The sequence below is a fragment of the Bacillus cereus group sp. MS39 genome, assembly GCF_040448665.1.
Classification (GTDB): Bacteria; Bacillota; Bacilli; order Bacillales; family Bacillaceae_G; genus Bacillus_A; species Bacillus_A wiedmannii.
This window is the reverse complement of sequence record NZ_CP123058.1, coordinates 2,244,848-2,269,480: the sequence shown is the minus strand read 5'-3', so window position 1 is coordinate 2,269,480 and position 24,633 is coordinate 2,244,848. Positions and strand designations below refer to the sequence as shown.

Genomic DNA, 24,633 nt, shown 5'->3' with positions numbered 1-24,633 from the left:
CGAAAAATAAGCTGCCTTCTGTCAAAAATACACGAAATTTTTAGCTTGAGGTGTTATAAAATTTTTAAGTTGATAGGTAGGGGCAATACCCCATCGCCATCACCTTAAGAATTCAGAATTACCCCAAGACGAAAAAATGAGCGTTTTTGTTACAAGTTAACACAAAATTTCGTTCTGGGGGTACTATAAAATTTAAGGTTCATAGCGATGTGACGGTACTCCTATTAAAGACATTTCTCCTTCTAAAGTAGACAGTACTTGCAATCTTAGTACGAATCACAGTTGAATTCATGTTACTTAATCGTACCCATTCCGGAAATTTTAATGTTAACCTTGACGTTGACATCGCCTTTTGCTAATTCGTTATTCCATTTATTTTGGACTTTTTTCCATTCTGGATATGTGTAAGTTCTTGCATATCTCCCAAGCCCAATAGGATCAATATTGGCAGTTTGTATTTTCTTTATTAATTGTTTGAAATCAGCTTCCAGCTTAGTTTCGATCGCCTTTTGTAATTTTGCTGCATCCTTTCTTGTATTGAACGAAAAAAGCCGTTCTGTAATGCCAACCCTCATCTTTATATCTGTATTAAATATAAACTTATTATCATATCTTACCTTTGTCTTTACTTTAATATTATATGCAGTAAAACTTATCCAATCTTTATCCTGGCTATTCGACTTTAGTTTAATTGCAATTGTAAATGGAAAATCGCCTGTAGTTCTTTGTTGCAGAATGCGTAATAATTTATTTTCATCGTATTTTAGTGTTAGTTTATACCGTCCTTTTTCATCTAGCAAAGCTGTACCTGTCACAAATATTTTTTTCGTTTTTTTCATCTCAGTCATATTTGCTGTTAACCCTTTGTCTGCTATTTGTTCATGTAGTTCTTGAAGATTTGTTTTTACTGTTATATTTCTTAAAGAGGCGGTATCAACTAGTTTTGTTAAATATAGAGGAAGACGCGGCTTATCATTTGGATTATAATAGATGACGTCTGAAACAGGTCCATCTACAGCAACAACCCTTGTGGTAACTGTATTTTTGGGATCTCGGTAAAATGGATCGAGATATTTCATCCAATTTTTTTGTTTCAGTAACCGTTTTCCAACTAAAATAACCTGTGTTTTGCTTCCCGAGGTAAGTGCCATAACAGTAGCATCAAATTGGTCTCTAGATTTTCGAACCGTAGCAGATTTTACAACAGTAGTTTCTTCTTTTACTTTTGCTTCTTTATTAAAAACAGGGCTTGATATATACACTAATAAATTATCATTACGATCTAAATCAATACCAAGAACAAGAGTAAGAGAAACGTCTTCAACATTTGTTTGATCAAAGCATCCAGTCATCATGAATACCGATAACAAAATACAACACAGTACTTTTCTTTTCAATGTATCCTCCCCTGGCGAAACTTCTCATATAGACAGCAGTACAGCCATAAAATGATAGGTAATATATAGGTTAATCCTAATCCAGCATTCGATAATACCTGTTGCCAAATTTCGGCTTCATTCCAACTAGGATGAGTCCAAAATATGAATCCGATAATGAGCAATAAGAGAATTACTACATGAGAGCTATGGTCTTGTTTTCCAAGTAATTGGCTTGAACAAAATACAGCGCAATATATGGTGGGAATCCATGCTGTGGAAACAACGGGTAAGTAAAGAGCCAATAAAATCATGTCAAAACGTTCTAAAAAACGAAACTCAATTACTTTAAGTAAATTTAGTACTGGTTGGTTAAATTGCGTAATGCTATCAGGGCTAAAATAGGCAAAGCAAACAAAAGTAGCAAATAAATAAAATAACATCGTTAAAGTATTTGCAATAACCATTCCATGGACTGCATACTGTTTTTTTTGTAAAAAGGGATATAAAAAGAACGCAATATCAAATCCTAAATAAGCAAAAATAGTGGTCGGTACAGCTGTAAATATAGGTTTCCACCCATCTTTTAAGAGCGGAAAGAATGGCATCCAACTTCCGTTCTCTTTAAGAGGTATCAAGAAAAATAACGGAATCCAAAGCATCGTATAAAAAGTAAGTTCGGAGTACCGCCCTATAATACGAGGGCCGTTACGTGCGACAAGAAAGGTAGGAATCGAAAACAAAAAGATAACGAGATAGTCAGGCGTTTTTGGAAGAAGCCATCCCTTAAGATAAAGCATAGCGTTCACAAGAACTACACAAGAATAAAAAGAGAAGTACATCATGTAAATAACAACGAATGCTCTCCCTACTATTTTTCCAAACACTCGTATAAGAATGTCATAAATCGTGTCCTCGGGATATCTTGCAGCAGTTTTGACTATAAATACACCTGATATTGTGGAGAATATCCAACCAATCAATATAGCTATCCATCCATCTGTTCCGGCTTTTTCTGCAAGCACACGGGGAAGCGATAAAACGCCAGTGGCCACCTGCATTCCATTGATTAAAACAATATACTGCATAAGAGAGATTTCATTATAAGCATACTTTTTCATAATTTCACCTTTTATTACGATTCTTTCCTTGTCGAATAGATTGAATGGTTCCATTCCCCTTAGGACGCCTTCTTATTGTCCATAAAGGAAAGCGTACAAAAGCATCTTTCATATCTGCAAAACGAAAGGGTGCTAATGGTGTTCCGTAAGAAGTACCTAGCGATTTAAGACTACTTAGATGCCCAATTAAAGTCATCCACCCGATAACAAGTCCTACAATTCCAAATAAGGCAGCTGCTAGCATCATTGGAAAACGTAAAAGTCTTACTGCCGCTCCCATATCATAGTTAGGAATAACAAAAGAAGAGATGGCGGTAACAGCGACAACAATAATCATAATATTGCTTACAATTCCCGCCTGAACAGCCGCCTGACCAATGACAATACCACCTACAATTCCAACTGTCTGACCAATCGGAGTAGGTATCCGTAAAGCCCCTTCTCTCATCGTTTCCAATGTTATTTCCATAAGTAATGCTTCCATAACTGGAGAAAAGGGTACACGCGTTCTTGATTCAGCAATAGATAAATATAGCTCTACAGGAATAACTTCAAAATTAAAGGCAATAAACGCAACATAACTCGCCGGCAGAAATAAAGCAACCATAAAGGCGATAAAACGAAGCAACCGAATAGACGAAGCAACTAACCACCTTGTACCGTAATCATCAACTCCTTGAAAAAAGGAAATAAAATTTGTTGGAGTAATTAATACATTAGGTGAATGATCCATTACAGTTACAAATCTGCCCTGTAAAATGTGAGATACAGCCAAATCAGGTCTTTCAGTTAATATAAATTGCGGAAACGGCGAGTAAGGGTGATCTTCAATGAATTCTATAAGTTCGCCATTACTAGTCACAGCGTCGATTGTAATATTTTGAATTCGTGTTTCTAATTCCTTCAGCACATCTTCAGAAGCTACATCTTTCAAATATAAAATAGAAATTTTGGTTTTGCTTCGTACACCAATTACTATTTCTTTTATCGCTAATTCACGATGAGGAATATATCTTCGAATCATTGCGATATTTTGACTTCCAGTTTCTATGAATGCTTGATGTGTACCCTTTAGAGCTATTTCGTTATGTGCATCTTCAACACTTCTTTGTGGCCATCCTTTTGTATCCAATTGATGTGCTGTTGTTCGACTGTGGATTAATAAAACACTATCTCCCCCATAAATAGCATTTTCAATCTGACTCAATGTATTAATAATTTTAATTTGTCCTAATGGAATTGGAAGTTCTGTATTGGTATCAAAATCACTATTCATCAAAGGACTTAGGACATGATTCTGAATCAATTCTTTATCTGTTAATCCAGACAAATATACTAAAGCTGCTTCTAATCCATCTACTGTTATTTGAAACCGCCGAATTACTAAATCAGGCGCTTGACGAAATATATTCTGAATATCAGCTATGTTTTTGGTTAAATCAGCGTCTAAGAGGGCATCTTCAATATTTTTTTCCTGAAAATGAGTATTGTCTAGTATTGGAAATGACTTAGGATTATCTCTATATTTTAAACGCCTCAAAAATTTAGCCATGATTCTCTCACTTTCTATGTACTTTTTATAGTATGTTTAGTATGCATATATTAAGAAAAAATATCCTACTAACTAGAGAGGTAACATTAGAATTATTACTATAAATTTCCGGGTGCATATTTCATAAAAATCAAGTTCAAAAATAGTCCTTTAAGTTGATGGATGTGTGGTACTACCAAGCTAGTAATGTGGTGCTCCCCCATATAAAGAAATTTTAAACATCTTAATCTGCCTTTCCTTTATGTAAATATGGGAATAATGAAATTACCCCAAGGATAGCTAAGCAAGCTCCAATCCATAGCGGAGATACAAAACCATATCCTTTACTGATTCCAAGACCACCTAGTGACGAACCAATAACAATACCTAGCGTAATAAAAGAACTATGAACGGTATTTATCATTATTCCATTACTAGCTGTTTTCATCACCCTCGCAACCATAGCTGGATTCAATGCTACACCAGTTAAACCAATAAAAATTGTAGAAATCACTGCAATGTATTTATTCTCTGCACTTAAAGCAAATACAGACAACGCTATGATTAATATAATTAATCCACCCATAAGTATTTTCATTGTAAATTTATCAGCAAACTTGCCGATTATTATATTTCCAATTACCGTCGCACTACCATAGAGAGCAAGTAAATATGGAATACTTGCACTTGAAAAGCCTGTGACATTTGTAAAGATCGGAGTGAAATAACTAAATGCTGCAAACGTACCACCAATAATGAACATACTTGTTACGTACGCTGCCCAAAGATGAATATTCTTAAATCGCAGAAGTTCGTCTTTCCAATTTAATTGCTCTTTATTTGAAGATGATGGTAACAACCGTTGAATCATAAGCCCTGATACTAGCACAAGAACAGAAACAGCCCCAAAACTAATACGCCAGCCAAAAGATTGGGAAATAACGGTTGTTATAGGTAAACCTAATACAGTTGCGAACATTAAACCTGCAAGTACAATTGATGCAGCTTTTCCCCTTGAATCAGAGTGAACCAATGTCGCAGAAAAGGAAATCGCAACTCCAAAAGCTGAAGCTGAAGCAATACCAGTTATAATACGTGAAATCATCATAATATCATAGTTCCAAGCAATAGCTCCGAGCGATTGACCAATTAAAAATACGAACATTAAAAACAATAATGCTTGTTTGCTGCGCATTCGTAAGAGGATTGCAGTTAAAATGGGGCCTCCTATTACCATTGCTCCTGCATAAGCTGAAATTAAATACCCAATAGATGATACAGAAACCTGGAATGCAAGAGCAAGTTCATTCATCATACCTGCAACCATAAATTCTGATGTAGTCATACAAAAGATTGCTAAAGCTAATAAATAAATAATCGATGGCATAAAAACACTCCTTATTCATTATTGTAATGATTGGTACAAAAATAGTGCGAAAAAAGAGCGCACTAAGCGCCACAAATAGACTCTATTGTTCCTTTGATAACTTGTTCAGACAACACCCGATTTTGCATCGATACATTAAGAACACGGAATCCGTAATAACTGCTTAAAAGCAGACTAGCTAATTCCTCAGCTGATTGCTTCTTTGAAATTTCACCTGTTTGCAATCCTTCCTCCATCACTGTTACAATAGCTTGTTTAAGAAGTTCAACATGCTTCGAGAAAATTTCTTGTACCATTAAATCGTTTTTAGCACGTTCTATACTGGCATTAATCAATAAACATCCTTTTTGATCAACATTCTGAAAGTCTTCTTTCAATGCCCATTCAAAAAAATTACTTAATCGTTCTTTAACTGGAATTGGAGTATGTAACAATTTCCTTTGTTCCTTAATCCCAATTTCATGGTAGCGTTCTAATACTTGTTTATACAGTTCATGTTTACTACCGAAAGTATTGTATAAACTTCCTTTTCCAAGTCCTGTATCACTGCATAAATCTTGTGTAGAACACCCTTCATATCCTCTTAACCAAAATGTTTTCATTGCAACATCTACAATTGAGGAATAATCAAACTCTCGAGGTCTGCCGCGTTTATTCACCCGTATCCTCCTCTCATTTTAAAGATAACATGAATAGAATACCCTTTTTGTACCACGCGGTCAATAATTTTGTTTTATTGTTACTGTAAAATAAAATTTGATTATGTTAGATTACGAATAATTAAAAATAGACCCCTTATTCAAGTTGTCTAGCGAAAAAATCACGTTTTAATAGGCTTCTTTAGCATGCCTACCTTTCTATAAATTACTAGCTATGAAACAAGGATCGTTTCATAACTAGTAATTTACTTGATTAGCTTGATGGGTATGGCGTAGTGCCCCTATAAACAAAATCCTCCAGAAACATCTAAAATCTGCCCCGTTACCCAGCGGCTATCAGAAGAAGCAAGAAATGCTACTGCATCTGCAATATCTTCAACTTTCCCTATTCGTCCGAACACAGATGAATTCGCAGCAAAATTTCGTATTTCCGGATCATCTAGCAATTTTGCATTGATATCTGTCTTCGTATATCCAGGCATAATTGTATTCACTGTTATCCCTCTTTCTCCAAGATGTTTAGCTAGAGGCAGTGTCATCGTATTTAATGCACCTTTACTTAAGCCGTATGCAATAGAACCTGTAAAACCAAGTCGTACTTCAGCTGATGAAACGTTAATAACGCGCCCCTCTGCTCGTAGTAACGGTAATGTTTGCTGAATTAAGAAGAATGGTGCTTTCATATTTACAGACATAATTTCATCAAAAACTTCTTCTGTCGTATTTTCAATTGTTCCTTGTGTACCTATCCCTGCATTGTTTACTAAAATATCAACCTCTGATGTACCAACTCTTATTTGTAATTCATTCTTCAATTGTTCTACTAGCTTTTTAACACCTTCAATTGAATTAAGATCAGCTTCAATTAAGAATGCCTTTCCTCCATTAGATTCAATCTCACGAATTGTTTCATCTGCAGCTGCCTTATTTCGTCCGTAGTGAATCGCAACTAATGCACCGTCGTTTGCCAATCTCATCGCAATCGCACGACCAATTCCTCGACTCGCCCCTGTTACTAACGCTACTTTTCCATCAAGATTCTTCATTTTTTCCATCCTTCCTAAATTTCCGTTTGATAAAAACCTATACTTATATTTTCATGCAAACACCAATCATTTTAAATATATATTTATAGGCAATCTAGTTCATCCACCTATGATATTATAGTTATAATTCGTAATTTACTTTAGAAAATAAAAACAAGGAGGCTACACAATGCAAAACGCTGTAAAACTGGATGAAATCGACCATAAAATAATGAACTTGTTGTATGAAAATGCGAGAATTTCTGTTTCAGAAATAGGACGAATTATATCCATGACGCAACCTGCTGTAAAAGAGCGTATGAATAAACTTGAAGATCAAGGAGTTATAGCAGCTTACCGAACGAAATTTGAGCCTTCTAAAATTAATAAGAACATTCAAGCATTCATCATGTTTAAAACGAGCCAATGCTCTGATTTTATCCAATTTTGTAATGCCGCTCCTGAAGTAATAGATTTATATCGAATTAGCGGGGAGTTTAATTATATGATGAAGGTCATGAGCGATTCGATGGATTCTCTCGCTACATTTTTAGACTCTTTAATGCAATTCGGATTATCATCTCCTTTAATTGTTTTAAAAAGTGAGTTTGAGGAGAAATTGTCGTTCTGATAAAGGAATAAGAGAATTGACATCTCAATGTGAAAATGAACACTTTATTTAAATTGACAGGCACCAGCTTTCCAAAAAAAGAAAAAGGAGTGGATCATCCACTCCTTTTAATCACCTACCCCTGATTTCTCTGCGCCTCTCTAAACTCCTCCTTCACCTTCTCTAACAACCCTTCTTCTGTAATTAATCGATACGCTGTATTTGCTAGTGCTTTTGCGGATGTAATTAATGCTTTATCTCCAAGTTCTGAACGTGCTGCTTCTCTAAATTCATTCGTATGCGCAATTAAATCGTCTGGACCGATTTTAATGTACGGATGAATGGTCGGTACGACTTGGCTTACGTTTCCTGCGTCTGTTGAGCCGATGCCAAATCTTTCTTTACGATTTACGTCTTCACCTTGTAATTCTAATTCTTCGGCTACGACGTCATTAAATGTTTTTGTTACGAGTAGTTCATCGATTTCATTTTGGAATTGATGAATTTTCACTTTCGTACCTGTTGCTAGCGCTGCTCCTTGTGCGATGTTTCTTACTTTTTCTGTTACTTCTGCACATCTTTTTCTCGTTGCTGCACGGATGAAGAACCTTGCTGCTGCGTAGTCTGGAATAATATTCGGCGCTTTTCCGCCCTCAGTAATCACGCCATGAATTTTCACATCTGACGGAAGTTGTTGGCGAAGTGCGTTAATACTGTTGTACAGCTGGATGATCGCATCTAATGCGTTAATTCCTTCTTCTGGTGAAGCTGCGGCATGAGCTGTTTTTCCGTAAAAATGAAAATCAAGTGGATCGACTGCTAGTGAAGGACTCGTTGTCGCTGTCTTTCCGCTCGGATGAATCATAAGCGCCGCATCAACATCTTTAAATAAACCTGCTTTTACATAACTCGATTTTGCGCTACCGTTTGGCCCGCCTTCTTCTGCTGGCGTTCCGAATACGACAACTTCCCCGCCAATTTCTTCAAGCGTTTCTGATAATGCGATCGCTGCTGCAACGCTAATTGTGCCAATTAAATTGTGACCACACGCATGACCGAGTCCTGGTAAAGCGTCATACTCAGCTAAAAATGCGATGACCGGTCCTTGTTTTCCTGAACTTTTGCGCGCGATAAAACCTGTTTCATGTCCAGCTATATTGTGCTGCAGCTGAAACCCTGCGCTTCCTAATAATAAACTTAACGTTCTTGATGCGTAAAACTCTTGATTACCAATCTCCGGATTCGCATGAATATCATGACTTGTTTCTATGTACTTTTCCTTATTTCTTTCTATACTCTCTTCAATTGTTTTTCTTTGTGACGTTACTCCAGTCGCTCCCATTTGTCTTCCCCCTTATATTTTCACATAAAAAAGCCTCTTTCTAAAAGATAGAAAGAGGCTTCTGCATTTACAGTCAAAATGAGCTTCTTTCTTATCTTTCAAGTTACCTTGCTGGAATTGGCACAGTATTCATAAAAGAATCCGCTGCCGAGGTGTCATAGGGCCAGTCCCTCAACCTCTCGTGATAAGAATTTTCATAAGATTATATTAAATTACATTCATTCTATGTTCATTCCGATTAAAAGTCAAGGAATTCCTATCCGAATTTACCGAATATCTAAAAATCCTTTTAACACACCAATTGTTTCCGGTGCTTGTAATCTTGCACATACGTACGGAAATTCCATACTACCTTCAAATATCATTTGTGATGTGAGCGGTGCGCCTGCCCAAAAGATTTCATCATCGATTACGATAAACGGGAATGCTTTATTTTGCCTTTGTAACTTTACATTTTTTAATGGAACTGGTCCATCACTATACACTGTTATTTGCGCATTTGTACGCATTAACGCTTGCCATACTCGCTTATCCACTTGTTTTGTGCTTGGAAGTGAAATAATAATTTTTCGTTTTGCGGCCAAAATATCTTTCAATAGTCCTTTCGGCTCTTCAAGATTCATTTCCATAAACCAACGTAAACGTTTCGAAATTTTCCGTTCCCACAATTGTCTTGATGTCGTACGATCATACACATCTCCGTGTCGTTCTATATGAGCTGTTAATTGTGATAACGCTTGTTTTCTCGATAAGTTTTTACGCATATAATGGCAATCTGATAATTGAATGAACTTCCCTCTCGCTCTCGTTACTGCAACGTTGACGAGGCGATGGTTTTTATGGTCAAAGAATAACACGCCAGGTCGTTCTTGCGGATAACTATCAACCGTATCAAAAATCATCATATCTCTTTCAGACCCTTGAAACTTATGAACCGTCGCCGCTAAAACTGGTATGTTTTGATATTTCGTTCTCTGCAACATTTCTCTAATACACGTTGATAAAAAGCGGGATTGTGCCCTGTAAGGTGTAACAACACCAATCGATTGAACACCATCTAACAGCCCGATTAACATCATTTGCATCGCTACTAAACCAGACATAATGTTAAATCGAGAACCAGAAGCAGCGTCCTTTAACGAAAAGGCTCCCATTAAGCTCGTATCAAATAAAACACTTGCCTCATTTGCGAACGGTTGTAGTTTCGCAAGTTCTTTACGTTCTGAAACAGACGGATGATCGTATACTCTATTTTTATAAATAAATGAGTTTGTAAACTTCGATATATCCGCATGCATACGTCTTTGTTCCTGCAGCATAAATAGGTTCGGATGTGCTTCTGATTTATTGACAGAATCAACAATCCCTGCATGGTAAAACATATCTTCCCCAAGCCATTTTCGAACGAGTTCATGGTTCGCCATCGCAATTGGAGGTAACTGTAAAAAGTCCCCACAAACGACGATACGTTTTCCAAGTGAAGCAGCTAATGCAATTTGCGGAACATATGCCATACTCACTTCATCTACGACAACTAAATCAAATGTACGCTCATAAATAAGTGAATCAATGGCACATTTCGATAAAGTTGCGCCGATTACTTTTGCATTTTCAATATATTCTTTTTCTACTTCTTTAATTTTCGCTTTTTGCTTTCGAAGATCACTTTCAATCTCTTGTATACGCTTCTTATCAGCAGAAGTCGCTTTATATGATAAAATCTTTTCACGAAGATCTTGTCGTGTTTCCTCTAAATAGAGTCTTTCTTCTCCCCATGATCCGTTCGTCGTTTCAACTAGCTTCGACGTAAGTAATGTTTCATGATTTCGTATATGTTCATGTTGACTATAACCGTAACGAACAATTTCGCCAGGTGTCCATTTATTTTTCTTCTCAATTTGCTTCGTTACTTCACTCATTAATACGTCTACTGCCGCGTTACTATGAGCTAATACAAGTACCGATTTTCCTTTTTGATAATGAGCCGAAATAATACGTGATAAATTGTAAGACTTCCCTGTTCCAGGTGGTCCCCACACGTACGTTGTCGGATTGTAAAATGAACGATACGCCAATTCATTTTTCGGATTTTTCATCTTCTCAATATGTTTTGGACTGCTCGTCCCATCAACAAGACGCTTTATACGACTACGTTTTAGCTTATCTTTATGTGCCTCTTTCAATCGCTCTTGTAGTTGCTCTAACAATTGCCACGGTTCACTGTATAAAACAGCTTCTCGTATTTCACCTTGTATATAATCATTTAATTTCAGTTCTATTTCTAATCCATGTACAGATAATACTTCTCCTGTCGCTTCTTCACCATCAAACTCAATCCGAATTGGTGAACCTTCCGGTAAGCTTACTTCCGATATGAGCTGAAATACGTATACTGTACTTTCATAATCTGTATATAAAAAACGACCGTTCATGATAGAAATTTTACTACCACCTATCGTTTTCCAATGTTTAATTTCATACGCTAATGCATAATGCCACTCTTTCATCGTTGCCGATAATGAAGGAGTTTGAGTAGGTGTATTCATCGTATAATCTCCTTCCTTCTCCCCAAACATACTTTCTCACTATACCATATAACACGCTAAAATTTGTAAGGTTTTTATCTTGCTTATTTTCTTAATTTTCAATAACATGTTGTATATAATTTTCAGAAAGAAGGGATCTACATGCCAGTTAGAAGAATTGAACACATCGGTCTTATGGTCGCAAACTTAGAAACATCTATTTCATTTTATGAAGAAGTAGTTGGCTTACAGCTCATTAAACGTATGGGTCACCCGAATCCAGACTTAAAACTCGCTTTTTTAGGTGTAGAAGAATCGAAGGAAACGATACTCGAACTCATTGAAGGCTACAACTCTTCTCTTCCGGCAGAAGGAAAAGTACATCACATTTGCTTTAAAGTGGATTCATTAGAGGATGAAATCGAAAGAATACAGAAACACGGCGTAACCTTCCTACTAGGAGAGGAAATTGAAACATTACCAGATGGAACACGTTACATATTCTTCGCGGGTCCCGATGGGGAATGGATTGAGTTTTTTGAGACAGAGAGATAAAGTGAAGCTTTAATCATTGGGGGCTTCATCCCCCAATGATTATCAGCCCTCACCAATCGGGCATTTACGGGCAGTTGATCCCCACCTAACTTCTTTTCTTTCGCTGAATTTTGAAGTGAGATCTTACTGCCCGGCAAATAGCGGGATCATAACTTTATGATCAACATAAGGAGTAGAAACTGATGAATACAGTTTTTATTATCGTTTTTTGGGCACTTATACTATTTCCACTTCTTTATATAATCCTAATAAAGAAGTGGAATATAAAAGTAGCTGCTTTATTTGTTGGAAGGATTCTATTAAGTATTTTCTATTTCATAAATGGAATGGTGTTAGGACTGCAACGAAATTGGGTAGAACCTCCCTATGAAACAGAATGGGATTTCTTTATAAAGTCTTTATTACACAGTAAAACTGATGCATTTATACACTTGTTACTTCTCATTATTATCATTACCTTGGATTTAGCCATTACATTTTATTATATTAATAAAAAGAAATAGGATATTCTCTCCTATTTCTTTTCTTAATGTGATGCTACCCCAAATATAAGTATTGAGTCAATGTATTCATCTCAAAGCGTAAAAAAAGACACAATGGAAAGTGTCTTTTTTACGTTGACATGCTATGAAAGAAAATGTAGTGATTAATCATAGTTTGTTGGATTCTTCTTGGTTGATAGTAGTATAACATTATCATTAGTGCTTTTAAATGAGATTATACGTATATACAACTTTTGTTATATTTAGTTTGTAGCTATGTTTTTTCTTCTTATATATGGTGCACACCTTGAAATTGTATAATGTCCTTCCATAAATCCTCCCTCATTGAAGTAGAGCGAACATCTATACTAGGAAAGAAAAAAGGAACATTTTAATAATAGAACTAAATTTTATAGTAAAATAGATACCATCGTATGAATGTACATTTTAGATATAAGCCCAATGAACCATGTGCTTATAGAATTGAGAAAGACCTTAAAATAAATAAGTTGTTTATTTTAATACTGTAATGCTTCAAGCAGTATAGTTGGGAACGTCAGGAACTTAAATGATTCAATAAGATTCAAACTATATAAAAGTTAAAGTATACGACTCAGGAAAAGAAGGTTTTGTAGTGTGCTGCACATTCAAGAATTAATTCTTACGTAGGGAGTGCTTATATGAAAAGATTGAAACATGTAATATTGCTAGTATTATGTTTCTTATGTCTAAGTAGTTGTAATCAAGCAAATGGAGCTGAGGTACAAGAATATATAAAAAAAAAACACGGTATTGATGTTGTTGTAACAGATTGGAGCCCTATAAATGAAAATAATGGTGGTAATACCTACCATACTGTGCAAGAAAAAAATAACAAATATCTAAAATTCCGAGTAAAGGTACAAGGTCTCCTCTATTCATATCCAGTAGGTGATGAATACCAATATGGAAAAAAAACATATGAGGAATATAAGAAATTCAAACCAACACTAGAAGAAATGAAAAAATTAGGCTACGTGGAATCTGAAACGGAAAATGCTCTTCAATATATTTTAGATAGTAAAGATCCAGATGAAGGAAAACCAACTAATGAATTATTATTAACTTTGCAAATGAGTAACGAGATTGACTTTAGCCAATTGGATTCAGTAGAATTAGATCGTTTATATGCTCTATTTCAACTCATTCAGAAGAATAATAAAAAGATAACAGAACTAGAGATTAAGGATCAAAATGGTGAATCTTTAGGCGGACCTTTTAAAAATGTACAAAAAATAATAACAAAAGAAGAACTGTTACAAACAATGAAATCTACGATGTCAGATGCCATAAACAAATATTAAGGATAGTTTATAGAATAAAAATTATTGTATCTACTCTATTGATATTTTCATATTTGGAGAGTAGATAGTAAATGGTTGAATGTAAAAGGGAGATTTCAAATTGAATTCTCCCTTTACAATTTACTTGAAAAATAATGTCCCCTTATAAGTTTCGATATAGATGCGTCCTTCTTTTTCTTCTTTTATTTCGCTATCAAAATATTTTATCCAATCAACAATCCCTCGATCACTTTCTGTGACATTTTCTCTTACATATAGATATGAATGAATTGATTTATAAAAAGTATAGTTAGTTAAAAGTCTTTGACCAAGAGAAATAGGAGTATCTGAATTTGGAGTCTCCTGAATTATATATGGAGATGGGAGAATGTTATTACTGTTAACATGTACATAATATTTGGATTGATTAATGGCCCATTTCATCCATATTATTTGAACTATTATTATAACTATGGTTACCGTTTTTTGTGTTTTTTTAAAATTTTGTCCTGTAAAAGAGTAGTAGGTAAAAATCGGAATAGTAAATAAACCAACCAAAGCTACCCATTTGTCTATTGGTGCACCATTTATCCAAAAGATAAATCCTAAAGCTTTTGTAAATAAAAATAAACAAACAAGACTTGTGAAAATTATTGATAAATAGTATGTTTTATTTTTCATGATTTTCTCCCAAAATATATGTTCATAAACAAATATAAAAGTATTTTAAAAAGTGTATATCATATAGATGTAAAGTGCAAAATAGTAACCTAAATTAAATATTGCAAGCATAACACGTTGGTAAGTTTTACTGGCTCCAGCTGAAAATAAGTAACTTGAACGCATAAAGTTTAACAGTTTTCGGTTATGTTTAAAAAATATGATACAAACTGATCCCTAAACTAAGGACAAACAAAACAAGCGCAGGTATTGCTTTCTTAAAGGGATCTCTCACTAGTACAATAAGAGTTAATGCAGCTGCAAGCATCGTACCACCTAACAACAATCCTGCTAATAAAGCTGCCATTGGAACCCAAATTCCTATCAACATTCCAATCGCTCCTACACTCTCAAAAGCTCCGGTTAAGAAATTAAAAAACGAAGGTAAACCAAATCGCTTGAACTCCTCTGCCATTTTCCCAGATATAATTTTCGTACCTGTCATTAAAAAGAAAACAAACAATACAACTTTTACTACATTGATTAATATTAAAATTGCAATCACATCTTTCTTATTTATTTGATAAAATTAACATGCTATAGCATATATAATATGAAAATTTGACTGGTACTAGGAAAAAAGGTGATTCTGAATCAATTATCATACAAAATAAAGCTATCTCTCCATTCCTTCAAATAAAAATATATGCTATAGCATATATTTTACCTAAAATACAATTTGTTCCTTATAAATAGCATAGCATCAATAAGGAACAAGTATTAATAGCGTGTATCATACAATTTGTTTAATAATGATTGTAATACTTTAATCTCTTCCTCGCTCAGATTACTCGTAACGAAATGGTGAGCATCTTTTACTACAGGCAGGATTTCTTTTTTTAACTCGTCACCTTTTTCAGTTAAAAATAGGTTGTGTGAACGCCTATCTTGGTCATTCAAAGCCTTCTTTACAATCCCTTTTCTCTCCATTGACTGTATCATTCTTACGACAGTAGTTTGATCTTTATCAATCGCTTCTGCTAACTCCTTTTGAGTAGTGCCCCTTTGGCTACAAAGAACACTAATAATCCCCCACTGCTCTGGCGTAACTCCATAAGGCTTTAATTTCTTCGTAAAATAATTCGTCATTTTCACATCAGTACGATGAACAAGATAGCCTATTAAATCATGTAAATTCATATATCACCTCTATAAATTAAGATATAAAAGGATATAGCATACCAGTCAATTATTCACAATGAATTTGTTTGTTTCACTATTTATATGCTATGACATATATATTAAATTAGGTCATTTTAATTGTCAAATGAATTAACTATTATTTTTCTACAGTATCAGTTCAGCTTATTTAAAAATAAGAAAATCCCGTATTCAATAATAATACGGGATTTTTATACATAAGTTTATTTTTTAAATTAACACTTATTCGAAAGAAGTTCATTTGTTACATATTACTTATCTAATTAAGAAACATTCAGATACCAGCCCAAACATCTTTTCCATATCGCCCTTCATCTTGCACACGATCCAACCAATTCCTTGCTTCTTGTTCACTGACTTCATGAATTTCTTGATATGCTTGACACAGCGTATCTTCTACGTCAGGAGCCATTTTACTTCCATCACCACATATATAAAGGTGAGCTCCATTATCTAATAGTGAAATTAAATTGATTCTATCTTGTTTTATTAAATGCTGTACATATGTTTTTGGATATCCTTCTAGGCGAGAAAAAGCTGTGTGTAAAGAGATTAATCCATCTCTTTCATCATTTTCTAGTTCTGTACGATAGAGATAATCCTTTTCAGGATGACGACAACCAAAATATAGATGTGCTTGTCCTAAGTTCATACCTTTTTGTTTTTGAACACGACGCGCTTGCAAGAATCCACGGAATGGTGCAATTCCAGTACCTGGTCCAACCATGATAATTGGTGTTTCTGGATTTTCAGGTAATTGAAAGTTCGATTGTGGCGTTCGAATGAAACAGATAATCTCATCTTTATTATGACGCTGAGCTAAATAATTAGAAGCGACTCCTTCATATGTCCCTTCCCCACTCCATGCAGGTGCATGAACAACACCAACCGTAATGCTCAAACGATCCTGTGCAACGAGTGGAGAGCTTGAAATAGAATAGTAACGCGGTTTGAGCGCAGGAAGAAGTTCTAAAAAGCGTTCAAATCGGAGTTCACAAGCCTCATACTTTTCAAGAAGATCCAACATTGACATACGTTTCTTTAATATTTGTTCATGATAAACTCCCTCTTCCAATAATGATTCCAATTCCTTTTTATGAGGAGGGCATGCTGTGAATGTCACCATTTCTCGTATTTGTGCTCGAGTGGCTGCTTCTTGAACTTCTACACTATAACTAAGAAGGTCAAATAAACTAACAGGACTGTCTAAAGGTATGTGATTTACACTCCGTCCACTTGCACTCAGTATGACTTGATCCTTCCCATTTAATCCAAAGCGTTTTAAAATTCGGTTGACATTTTTCTCACTATTAATTGGCAGCACCCCAAGGTGGTCACCTTCTTGATACGTAGCGCCTTCTGGCAAGGATATCTCAATATGTCGCGTGCTTCTTTCACTGCTAGATGATTGAAGTTCACGATTTTCCAATATAGATGCATAAACTGCTTCATATGTTCGCGCAAGAGGCGATCCTCCAAGACGACTAACAAATTGTAAACTTAATGTACTGCGTTCTTTCTCAATGTTTTTGTTAAGTTCCAATCCAAATGCCTTCATCGCATCAGACCACATACTTTGTTTCCATTGCTCGAGCTGTTCCTCGAAATCTCCACTTGCATCCGCTTCTCCACGTGTAGAAAATCTTGTTGCTCCTTTTTGAGCCATTTGCTCATCAATGTATCTTGGAATTCGCTGATAAGTACTAGCCCAATTATGATCTCCACAACCAAAAACTGCGTATTGAACACCTTTTAGCTCATCCGGTTTTAATTCCTCCAACCATTGCACAAACTGCCCTGCATTACTTGGTGGTTTTCCATTATAAGAAGAAGTTACAATAAGAACCGCCCCTTCTTTTGGCAGACTTCCAATTCGATCGTTAAGAGCTACCACTTCCGTTTGAACACCTTCTAAACTAGCTGTATCTGCTAGTTCTCTTGCAATACCTTCTGCTACCCCTGTATCCGATCCATATAGAACAAGAAGTGAAAGATTATCGGCCCCAATAATAGAAGGAGTCTTCTGAACTTGCTGCTTGGTTTCATGGTTTTTCAGTTTCTCCTCTGTAGGCGCAAGAACAGTAGTATGGCTAATAGTTTGATTTCGGGATAGAATCCTAATTTTAAAATCACCAGGCTTTAGCGTTAATGTTTGTTTTACGTCCAGCTGATAGTCTTGATAATCGATGAATTCAAAATGTTGAAGAAGCATTCCCATTACGAGTGTGGCTTCATGAAGTGCAAACTGCATACCAATACATGCTCGTTGACCATTTCCAAATGGCTTATAAGCATGATGAGGAACCTTATCCAGCTCTTCAAATCGTTCAGGTTGGAATTCTTCCACATTGTCTCCCCACGCGTCTTTATCCCTATGTAGCTGTGGAATAAGAACAGAAATACGATCTTCTCCTTTCTTAATTGGATATTTCCCACCAATCACTGTATCCTCTTTTGCATAGAGACTGAATGCTGGAGCAGTAGGCCATAGACGTAGCGATTCATTTAAAATCATCCGGATATACTTTAATTTCATAACTTGTTGGTATGTTGGAGTGGGATCTGTTAAAACCCGATCTACTTCTTCATAGGCTTTTTTCAATTTATCTGGATTCTTTAATAAAAAATAGATTGCAAAAGATAATAATCCACTTGTTGTTTCATGCCCTGCTATTAAAAAAGTGATAATTTGGAAACGAATATTTTCATCATCTAATTTTTCACCAGTTTCCGGATCCTGCACATTTAACATACGAGAAAGTAAATCATTTTCTTCCTGATTTCCACTACTTTTACGTTCAGCAATAATATTATCTACTAAAGAAAACATAGATTGAATATCATGCTGAAATTGACGTTTCGTTCTCCACATGAGTTTATCTTCTATATCCAGCCGCTGTAATTGGTGCATCGCCTCATCTAGAGCACGGCTCATGCTAGTAATAAAAGGATGAGGGGTCTCACGATAATAGCTATTAAATCGATAATTAAAACCACATAGACCAATTGTATCCAATGTAAGGCGAGTCATATCCTCCGGAACATCTACGTTTTCATTCGGATTAAGCCGTGCCCATTTTTGAACGAGTTGTACAGCAATATCGACCATCATAGCATGATAATCTTTCATTGCTCGTTGGCTGAATGTAGGCATCAAAATATTATGAGCTTTTTTCCAGTTAGGCTCGTGAGTCTCGCTTGTAAATAATCCGTCTCCAGCAAAGGCGCGAACTTTCGCTAAAGCACCCTCTATACTTTTATCAAATCTTGTTTCGTCACAGACTTCTGCTACCAGTTCATGTCCAGAAACGACAATGATGGTATCACTTAAAGTTTGAATTCGAAAAATGGGACCATACTCTTCCGCCAGCTTGATAAACGATAAGGTCGGTTTATCTTTATCGATTAATGGGAGATTCCCCAGCAATCCATATGTTTTAGGTTGAGGAATGGCAGATACTTTTTTATCCATTAAAAACACCCTTTCAAAAAAGCATGAAATAAAATATCCCATTCAATAAAAAGAAGATAGCAATGAATCGCCTGGGATAAAGATATGTAATTGATTACCTTATTTTATCTTTTCCCTAACTATTCACGATTATGATATTGCTTATCAGGTTGTTAATCTAAGTTGTTTGTTGATATTAGATTTATAACTTGCAGAGAAAATACTAAATTAAAATGAAGCGTATTATTATAATGTTTATCAGAAATTGAGAGCTAAAGATTGTAGTATTGGGAAAACCAGTAGTTCCTAATGTCAATTCAAACAAATACGATAAGCAAGTATACTGTGTTACTAATGAAATAGGATCTGATATGAATATCAGATCCTTTTTACTATATTTCACTGGTTCTTTTCCAAATTTAAATACCAGCGCCTTAGCAGCAGAAATTTGCATTTCTTCATAGTCTAACTAAACAGTAAAAACTTATAGGAATCATGATCTAAAGTTTTATTTTACTCTACCGATTTAACCTCTCGACAGCTTCCGCGCTTGTATCTACACGTTTAACGAAAAAAACTAATAGTAGTGCAACAACATTCATGCCAAGCGCTACATAAAATGAATATTGAATTCCAGATAATAAAGCCTTCTGAGTTAACATTGCCTTCGTAGCTTCTGTGAAGGTTGTTGGATCTACATCAGCCATTAGACTTTCAGCTTTTGTTTTTGTTACCGAATTCATAATCGTAACAAGGATAGCAGTACCAATTGAACCGGATACTTGTTGAGCTGTATTATTAACAGCTGTACCGTGCGGATTTAAGCGCGTTGGCAATTGATTAAGACCATTTGTCATAAGTGGCATCATCACCATCGCCATCCCAAACATCCGCAGTGTGTAAATAAGAATAATATGCGTGTGACTAGAGTCGAGTTGCAGATTTGCTAGCATATAAGTTGAAACGGCTGTAATGGAAAGTCCTACTATACCAAGAATGCGAGGGCCATATTTATCAAATAGTTTACCTGTAATTGGTGACATAATCCCCATTATTACCGCACCTGGAAGCATCATCAGCCCAGAGCTCAGCGGTGAAATACCGCGGACGTTTTGTACATAAGCTGGGGTTAAAATCATACCCGAGAACATGGCCACTGCGTTAACAATCGCAATTACAGACGCAAGTGCAAACATTGGGTACTTATAAACACGTAAATCCAATAACGGCTCATTCATTTTTAATTGACGTATAATGAAAGCAATTAGGGCAATAGCGCCTATGATTAAGGCTGTTAAGACCACTTTATTCGTCCAACCGTCGGAGCTTGCAGAACTGAATCCATATAACAAACCGCCAAAACCGACAGAAGATAATAGTAATGAGAGATAATCAAGTTTTGCATTTTTGTTTTGTTTCATGACATTCTCCGACTTCCAAATCCCTAACAGTAAGCTAATGATTGCTAACGGTAAAATCATTTCAAAAAGCAAACGCCAGTCATAATACTCTACAATATAACCTGATAGTGTCGGTCCAATTGCTGGAGCTGTAATCATAACTAACCCAAAAATCCCCATCGCTGTTCCCCTTTTTTCTCTTGGAAAGCTTACTAGCATAATATTCATTAACAAAGGCCCCATGACTGAAGAACCTGCTGCTTGAACCATCCGACCAGTAAGTAATAAACTAAAGTTCGGTGCTAAAGCCGCTAAGGCCGTACCAAGAATAAAAATCAACATAGATGTAATAAATAAGCTCCTATTGGAGAAGCGGGTTATTAAAAATGCTGAGGCTGGAATTAATATACCACTTACAAGCATATACCCTGTAGAAAGCCACTGAATCGTTGAATAATCTTTTATGTCTAAATCCTTCATTATTGATGGCAAGGCTACATTTAAAAGCGAGTTATTTAGAAACGAAACAAATGCTCCAATAAAAAGGATTACAAGCATTAAATATGGTGGCTTTCTTTTATGTAATGTTTCACTCATATATTCATTTACCCCTTCATTATAAATTCCATTAATTCGTTTAAGTCGTTTGTATATCTGCACAAGAATACATTATCCTTGCAGTATTTTGCCAAACTCTTCGAATGGATATTCTCTTTTTAGCAATTCTATTTGCTCAACATAACATTTTAAAATCTTTTTTATTGATTAAACCTTTATAAACGCGTTTGTTAACCGAAATTAAATTAGGCTGAATTTTGAGGTGGAGTTGTCTTATTGCCCGCAAATAGTAGGATAAATCAACAAGACCATACACCTATTCCTCTAAATACAGGCTTGTAAATCTAGTTATGTAACCATCCATAAAAAGGAATATTACATAGGCTAAGTCTAACATTACATTTTTAAAGTGAGGGGAATAAGCTTATGCACCAATATTGGTATTTGAATTCAAAGGGCGACGAGGAACACTATAATAACCAAATTGCAATGTCATCATTATATTCACAGCCCCTAATAACTAAAGCCGAGGGAATGAATGGTCTGAGGATCTCTGAGAATTGTAGTCCTCGAGTCTATCCATTTGGTTGGGATTCACCAGCCAATTATACGGGTTTCAATCCTCAAACTCCTCCCTTCTCTTTAGGTCAGCCAATCCATTATGCAGGGATGATGCCCCAAGGACATCCTGCTAATTGGACTCCATTACCAGGCCATTCAGGTAATTTCCAAAAACCTCCCTTACCCTGGGCTCAACCATTCAATCATACAGGGATGTTCGCACAAGGTCATCTCGCCGCTTTACTATCGCCACCAGCTAAAGCTTTTAATTTTAATACCAATAATAACTGGGGTATTTTTGGAAACCCTCCAGGATGGGGAGGACAGGTAAGTCCTATGGGATGGGGGAATAACGGTCAGCCAGGAATGCTTGGAAACTTACTGACAGTAGGAAAAGGCACCATGAATGGAATCGGAATGCTTAGTAGTCTAATCGGTATGGGAAAGTTCTTCTTTTAGTTAATTAGAACGGGCGGATAAACATGTCCCCTCAATGTATTTATTGTATGGTTCCAGTACTCCCTCCAAGCTCGTTTCCTCTCCTTTCAAATTATAAAAACATCTATTACCTTGTATGTGGTAACTTGATAGAGGTGTGGTGACATCAACAAAACGCCAATTTCGTACGCTAAGCAAAACGCTACAAAAAACCGGTTCCTTTACGAAAGAACCGGTTTTTTGTAGCGTTTATTTATTTGAAAAGTAGTCAAATCTTTTTTCACTAATTAACACTTTGAACACGGCCAATTTGTCCATCTTGTAATCGAACTTTAATGCCGTATGTATGTGTTTCACTATGTGTTAAAATGTCTTTCACAACACCACTTACAGTTTTACTATAGTCATTATCTAATTGAATAACTACATGTGAACCAACTGAAATTTGTGATCTTGTTGGTTTCCCACCTGTTGCTTGTGTGGTTTTTTCTTGTTTTTGTGTTCTCTCTTGTTGTATAGACTGTTGTTGCTGAGTCTTCTGCTCTTGTTGTTTACGCTTTTCTTCTACTCTTTGTTGCTCTTCTTGCTTACGTTTTTCTTCTTCTACTCTTTGCTGCTCTTCTTGTTTACGCTTCTCTTCTTCTACTCTTTGCTGCTCTTCTTGTTTACGCTTCTCTTCTACTCTTTGCTGCTCTTCTTGTTTACGCTTCTCTTCTTCTGCTCTTTGTTGCTCTTCTTGTTTACGTTTTTCTTCTTCTGCTCTTTGTTGCTCTTCTTGTTTACGTTTTTCTTCCTCCGCTACTTTTTTATCTTCATCTATTTTTTGCTCATCTGATGCTACTTTTAACTTTTCTTCATCACCTTTACAAGCACTTAAAGACATTACACACAAACTCAAAAGTACAAAAAATAACAATTTCTTTAACATTAAAAAATCCTCCTATATATACATTACAAATCAATAACTTTCATAGCATAACAAAAATGCATGTATTTCTTTGTCAAAATTTGTCGTGTATATTTAATTTTGACTAACACTCACGCTACAATAAAGGCGGAGATTATTATTATATCGATTCGTGCATAGGAATTACGTCCGTTTGCTAATCAAGTGAACTTAATTAATAAAATACAAGGAAAAACCTTCATATTGCTCATTTAACTAAATAAAGTGAAACTTTAATCAGTGGGGGTTTTCTTCATCCCCCACTGATTATTAGTTGAACCAATCGGACTTTTATGGGCAGTTGATCCCCCACCTAACTTCTTTGCTTTCGCTGAATTTTGAGGTGGGGGTCTTACTGCCCATTAAAGTGGGATAAATTGGTTAATTACATAACGCTTTTCTAACTTTCCTTGCGAAGCTTAGCGGATCATCAACGTCTTCGATATTAACGTAAATTAAATTCGGCTCATCACATAACCACTCATTGTGTATAGACGAAACGATTATTCCTTGTTTAATAATTGTAGCAACAAACCCATTGACTTCTCTTTGCAATAGCGCTACCCGGCCTAAACATAATGCTCGTCCAGTTTTATTATCTCGTGATTCGAATGAGAAGGAAGTTGTTACTCTAAAACGTTTTCCTAAGATAGTTGCTTGTATTTCATCCCGATTTATTGTAGCCACGCATTTTCCACCGGCGAATCCTTCTTGGCCACCGATAATTCTTGCAAACTGTTGACAAATTAATTCATCATTACACGCCATACCTTGAATCATCCCCCTTTTACTGTTAGGTTATGAATGAATACGTCGGTCTGAAACGGTAATGAATCTATTCTATTACAAAAAAGATTATCGGAATCTCACGAAATCTATTATATGGTAAAACATTTTTAGAGAGCATAAAAAAAACACCCTAAGGTGCCATCCTCCGACTTGAGAATCATATCTATGTATGGAGAAATTTTGAAAAGAGAAGTTTCTAACTATAATTTATAGAGCTCTTATACCATGAATTACTTACGTACATATTCCCTTATTTACCCGAAGAAGAATCCCGTTATATTACTTTCTGACCAGTCTCGTTAAAGCCATCCCAATAAATCCAGCACCCATCCCTATTAGCCATCCAGCATGCGTATCTCCTAATATAGATCCCACTCCTCCGCCAAGAAACATGCAGCCAACGAATACTAATCCTCCAATTCCCCAATTCGGTCGTTCCATAATGCAATCACATCCCTTCAATAAAACATATGCGATTAACTAGCCTAACTTTCTTGCATAGGATAGTTAATTATTTTGCTTATGCTTAGCGCTTCAGGGAATTCAAAAGATGTGGAGATTGGCCAATTTGAATGAATTGCAGAAGGAGAATTTCATTTTTTCATATTAAATAACTTAAGAATGTGTTCCACAATTTATGACTCACCCCCACCGCTATCCAGCTCAGAAAAGAA

General features: G+C 35.7%; 20 protein-coding genes, 1 pseudogene and 1 riboswitch. Of the genes and pseudogenes, 5 read left to right on the top strand and 16 right to left on the bottom strand.

Going from position 1 to position 24,633, the window contains the following annotated elements; all coding sequences use genetic code 11:
- Positions 1-293 precede the first annotated feature (293 nt).
- The 6 genes from QEP67_RS11930 to QEP67_RS11905 form a co-directional block, all read right to left on the bottom strand.
- Positions 294-1,397 carry a Ger(x)C family spore germination protein gene (locus tag QEP67_RS11930; protein WP_000824428.1) on the bottom strand — a complete coding sequence of 368 codons (1,104 nt, stop codon included), beginning with the start codon at positions 1,395-1,397 and terminating at the stop codon, positions 294-296.
- Positions 1,394-2,497, bottom strand: coding sequence for an endospore germination permease (locus QEP67_RS11925; protein ID WP_033658833.1), 1,104 nt, complete (start codon positions 2,495-2,497; stop codon positions 1,394-1,396). The genes QEP67_RS11930 and QEP67_RS11925 overlap by 4 nt, the downstream gene beginning before the upstream one ends.
- A gap of 4 nt (positions 2,498-2,501) precedes the next feature.
- Positions 2,502-4,049 (bottom strand): spore germination protein, encoded by a 1,548-nt coding sequence (locus QEP67_RS11920; protein WP_353706586.1) that lies wholly within the window; start codon positions 4,047-4,049, stop codon positions 2,502-2,504.
- A gap of 223 nt (positions 4,050-4,272) precedes the next feature.
- Positions 4,273-5,415 carry an MFS transporter gene (locus tag QEP67_RS11915; protein ID WP_001139235.1) on the bottom strand — a complete coding sequence of 381 codons (1,143 nt, stop codon included), beginning with the start codon at positions 5,413-5,415 and terminating at the stop codon, positions 4,273-4,275.
- Between the two features lie 62 nt (positions 5,416-5,477).
- The gene (locus tag QEP67_RS11910) at positions 5,478-6,074 is read right to left on the bottom strand and encodes a TetR/AcrR family transcriptional regulator (RefSeq protein ID WP_001042189.1); all 597 of its coding nucleotides are present in this window, start codon (positions 6,072-6,074) and stop codon (positions 5,478-5,480) included.
- Positions 6,075-6,355: 281 nt separating this feature from the next.
- Positions 6,356-7,120 (bottom strand): SDR family oxidoreductase, encoded by a 765-nt coding sequence (locus QEP67_RS11905; protein ID WP_000792657.1) that lies wholly within the window; start codon positions 7,118-7,120, stop codon positions 6,356-6,358.
- Between the two features lie 169 nt (positions 7,121-7,289).
- Between QEP67_RS11905 and QEP67_RS11900 the strand changes: the two genes are divergently transcribed.
- Complete coding sequence (locus QEP67_RS11900; protein ID WP_001178572.1) at positions 7,290-7,730, top strand: Lrp/AsnC family transcriptional regulator; 441 nt, start codon at positions 7,290-7,292, stop codon at positions 7,728-7,730.
- A 115-nt stretch (positions 7,731-7,845) separates the two neighbouring features.
- Here QEP67_RS11900 and QEP67_RS11895 read toward each other — a convergent pair whose 3' ends face one another.
- Positions 7,846-9,051, bottom strand: coding sequence for a M20 family metallopeptidase (locus tag QEP67_RS11895; RefSeq protein ID WP_000501378.1), 1,206 nt, complete (start codon positions 9,049-9,051; stop codon positions 7,846-7,848).
- 88 nt (positions 9,052-9,139) lie between these two features.
- A riboswitch (SAM riboswitch) is annotated at positions 9,140-9,242 on the bottom strand.
- A gap of 75 nt (positions 9,243-9,317) precedes the next feature.
- Positions 9,318-11,627 (bottom strand): AAA domain-containing protein, encoded by a 2,310-nt coding sequence (locus QEP67_RS11890; protein ID WP_141542954.1) that lies wholly within the window; start codon positions 11,625-11,627, stop codon positions 9,318-9,320.
- A 111-nt stretch (positions 11,628-11,738) separates the two neighbouring features.
- Between QEP67_RS11890 and QEP67_RS11885 the strand changes: the two genes are divergently transcribed.
- The 3 genes and pseudogenes from QEP67_RS11885 to QEP67_RS11875 all read left to right on the top strand — a co-directional run.
- On the top strand, positions 11,739-12,131 hold the full coding sequence (locus QEP67_RS11885; protein ID WP_001145261.1) for a VOC family protein: 393 nt from the start codon (positions 11,739-11,741) through the stop codon (positions 12,129-12,131).
- A gap of 182 nt (positions 12,132-12,313) precedes the next feature.
- A complete protein-coding gene (locus QEP67_RS11880; RefSeq protein ID WP_001098754.1) occupies positions 12,314-12,634 on the top strand; it encodes a hypothetical protein in 321 nt (106 codons plus the stop codon).
- A gap of 659 nt (positions 12,635-13,293) precedes the next feature.
- Positions 13,294-13,953 (top strand): annotated as a pseudogene (locus tag QEP67_RS11875) (hypothetical protein); the annotation flags it as partial.
- A gap of 123 nt (positions 13,954-14,076) precedes the next feature.
- On the opposite strand, the gene QEP67_RS11870 reads toward QEP67_RS11875, so the two are convergent.
- The 5 genes from QEP67_RS11870 to QEP67_RS11850 all read right to left on the bottom strand — a co-directional run bounded on the left by QEP67_RS11870 (position 14,077) and on the right by QEP67_RS11850 (position 21,264).
- The gene (locus tag QEP67_RS11870) at positions 14,077-14,616 is read right to left on the bottom strand and encodes a hypothetical protein (RefSeq protein WP_000792409.1); all 540 of its coding nucleotides are present in this window, start codon (positions 14,614-14,616) and stop codon (positions 14,077-14,079) included.
- A 190-nt stretch (positions 14,617-14,806) separates the two neighbouring features.
- Entirely contained in the window at positions 14,807-15,157 is a 351-nt protein-coding gene (locus QEP67_RS11865; RefSeq protein ID WP_033658832.1) for a DoxX family protein, read from the bottom strand.
- Between the two features lie 218 nt (positions 15,158-15,375).
- Positions 15,376-15,795: a MarR family winged helix-turn-helix transcriptional regulator gene (locus QEP67_RS11860; protein WP_001048560.1), complete on the bottom strand. Its 420-nt coding sequence runs from the start codon at positions 15,793-15,795 to the stop codon at positions 15,376-15,378.
- A 295-nt stretch (positions 15,796-16,090) separates the two neighbouring features.
- Positions 16,091-19,288 carry a bifunctional P-450/NADPH--P450 reductase gene (gene cypD, locus QEP67_RS11855; protein WP_000359048.1) on the bottom strand — a complete coding sequence of 1,066 codons (3,198 nt, stop codon included), beginning with the start codon at positions 19,286-19,288 and terminating at the stop codon, positions 16,091-16,093.
- Positions 19,289-19,785: 497 nt separating this feature from the next.
- A complete protein-coding gene (locus QEP67_RS11850; protein WP_000005093.1) occupies positions 19,786-21,264 on the bottom strand; it encodes a DHA2 family efflux MFS transporter permease subunit in 1,479 nt (492 codons plus the stop codon).
- Positions 21,265-21,651: 387 nt separating this feature from the next.
- Between QEP67_RS11850 and QEP67_RS11845 the strand changes: the two genes are divergently transcribed.
- Positions 21,652-22,245 carry a hypothetical protein gene (locus tag QEP67_RS11845; protein WP_000554424.1) on the top strand — a complete coding sequence of 198 codons (594 nt, stop codon included), beginning with the start codon at positions 21,652-21,654 and terminating at the stop codon, positions 22,243-22,245.
- A 262-nt stretch (positions 22,246-22,507) separates the two neighbouring features.
- Here QEP67_RS11845 and QEP67_RS11840 read toward each other — a convergent pair whose 3' ends face one another.
- The 3 genes from QEP67_RS11840 to QEP67_RS11830 all read right to left on the bottom strand — a co-directional run bounded on the left by QEP67_RS11840 (position 22,508) and on the right by QEP67_RS11830 (position 24,400).
- Positions 22,508-23,152 (bottom strand): YwbE family protein, encoded by a 645-nt coding sequence (locus tag QEP67_RS11840; RefSeq protein ID WP_064459997.1) that lies wholly within the window; start codon positions 23,150-23,152, stop codon positions 22,508-22,510.
- 399 nt (positions 23,153-23,551) lie between these two features.
- Complete coding sequence (locus tag QEP67_RS11835; protein ID WP_002108098.1) at positions 23,552-23,938, bottom strand: DUF1259 domain-containing protein; 387 nt, start codon at positions 23,936-23,938, stop codon at positions 23,552-23,554.
- A 300-nt stretch (positions 23,939-24,238) separates the two neighbouring features.
- The gene (locus QEP67_RS11830) at positions 24,239-24,400 is read right to left on the bottom strand and encodes a hypothetical protein (RefSeq protein ID WP_000441005.1); all 162 of its coding nucleotides are present in this window, start codon (positions 24,398-24,400) and stop codon (positions 24,239-24,241) included.
- Positions 24,401-24,633 lie beyond the last annotated feature (233 nt).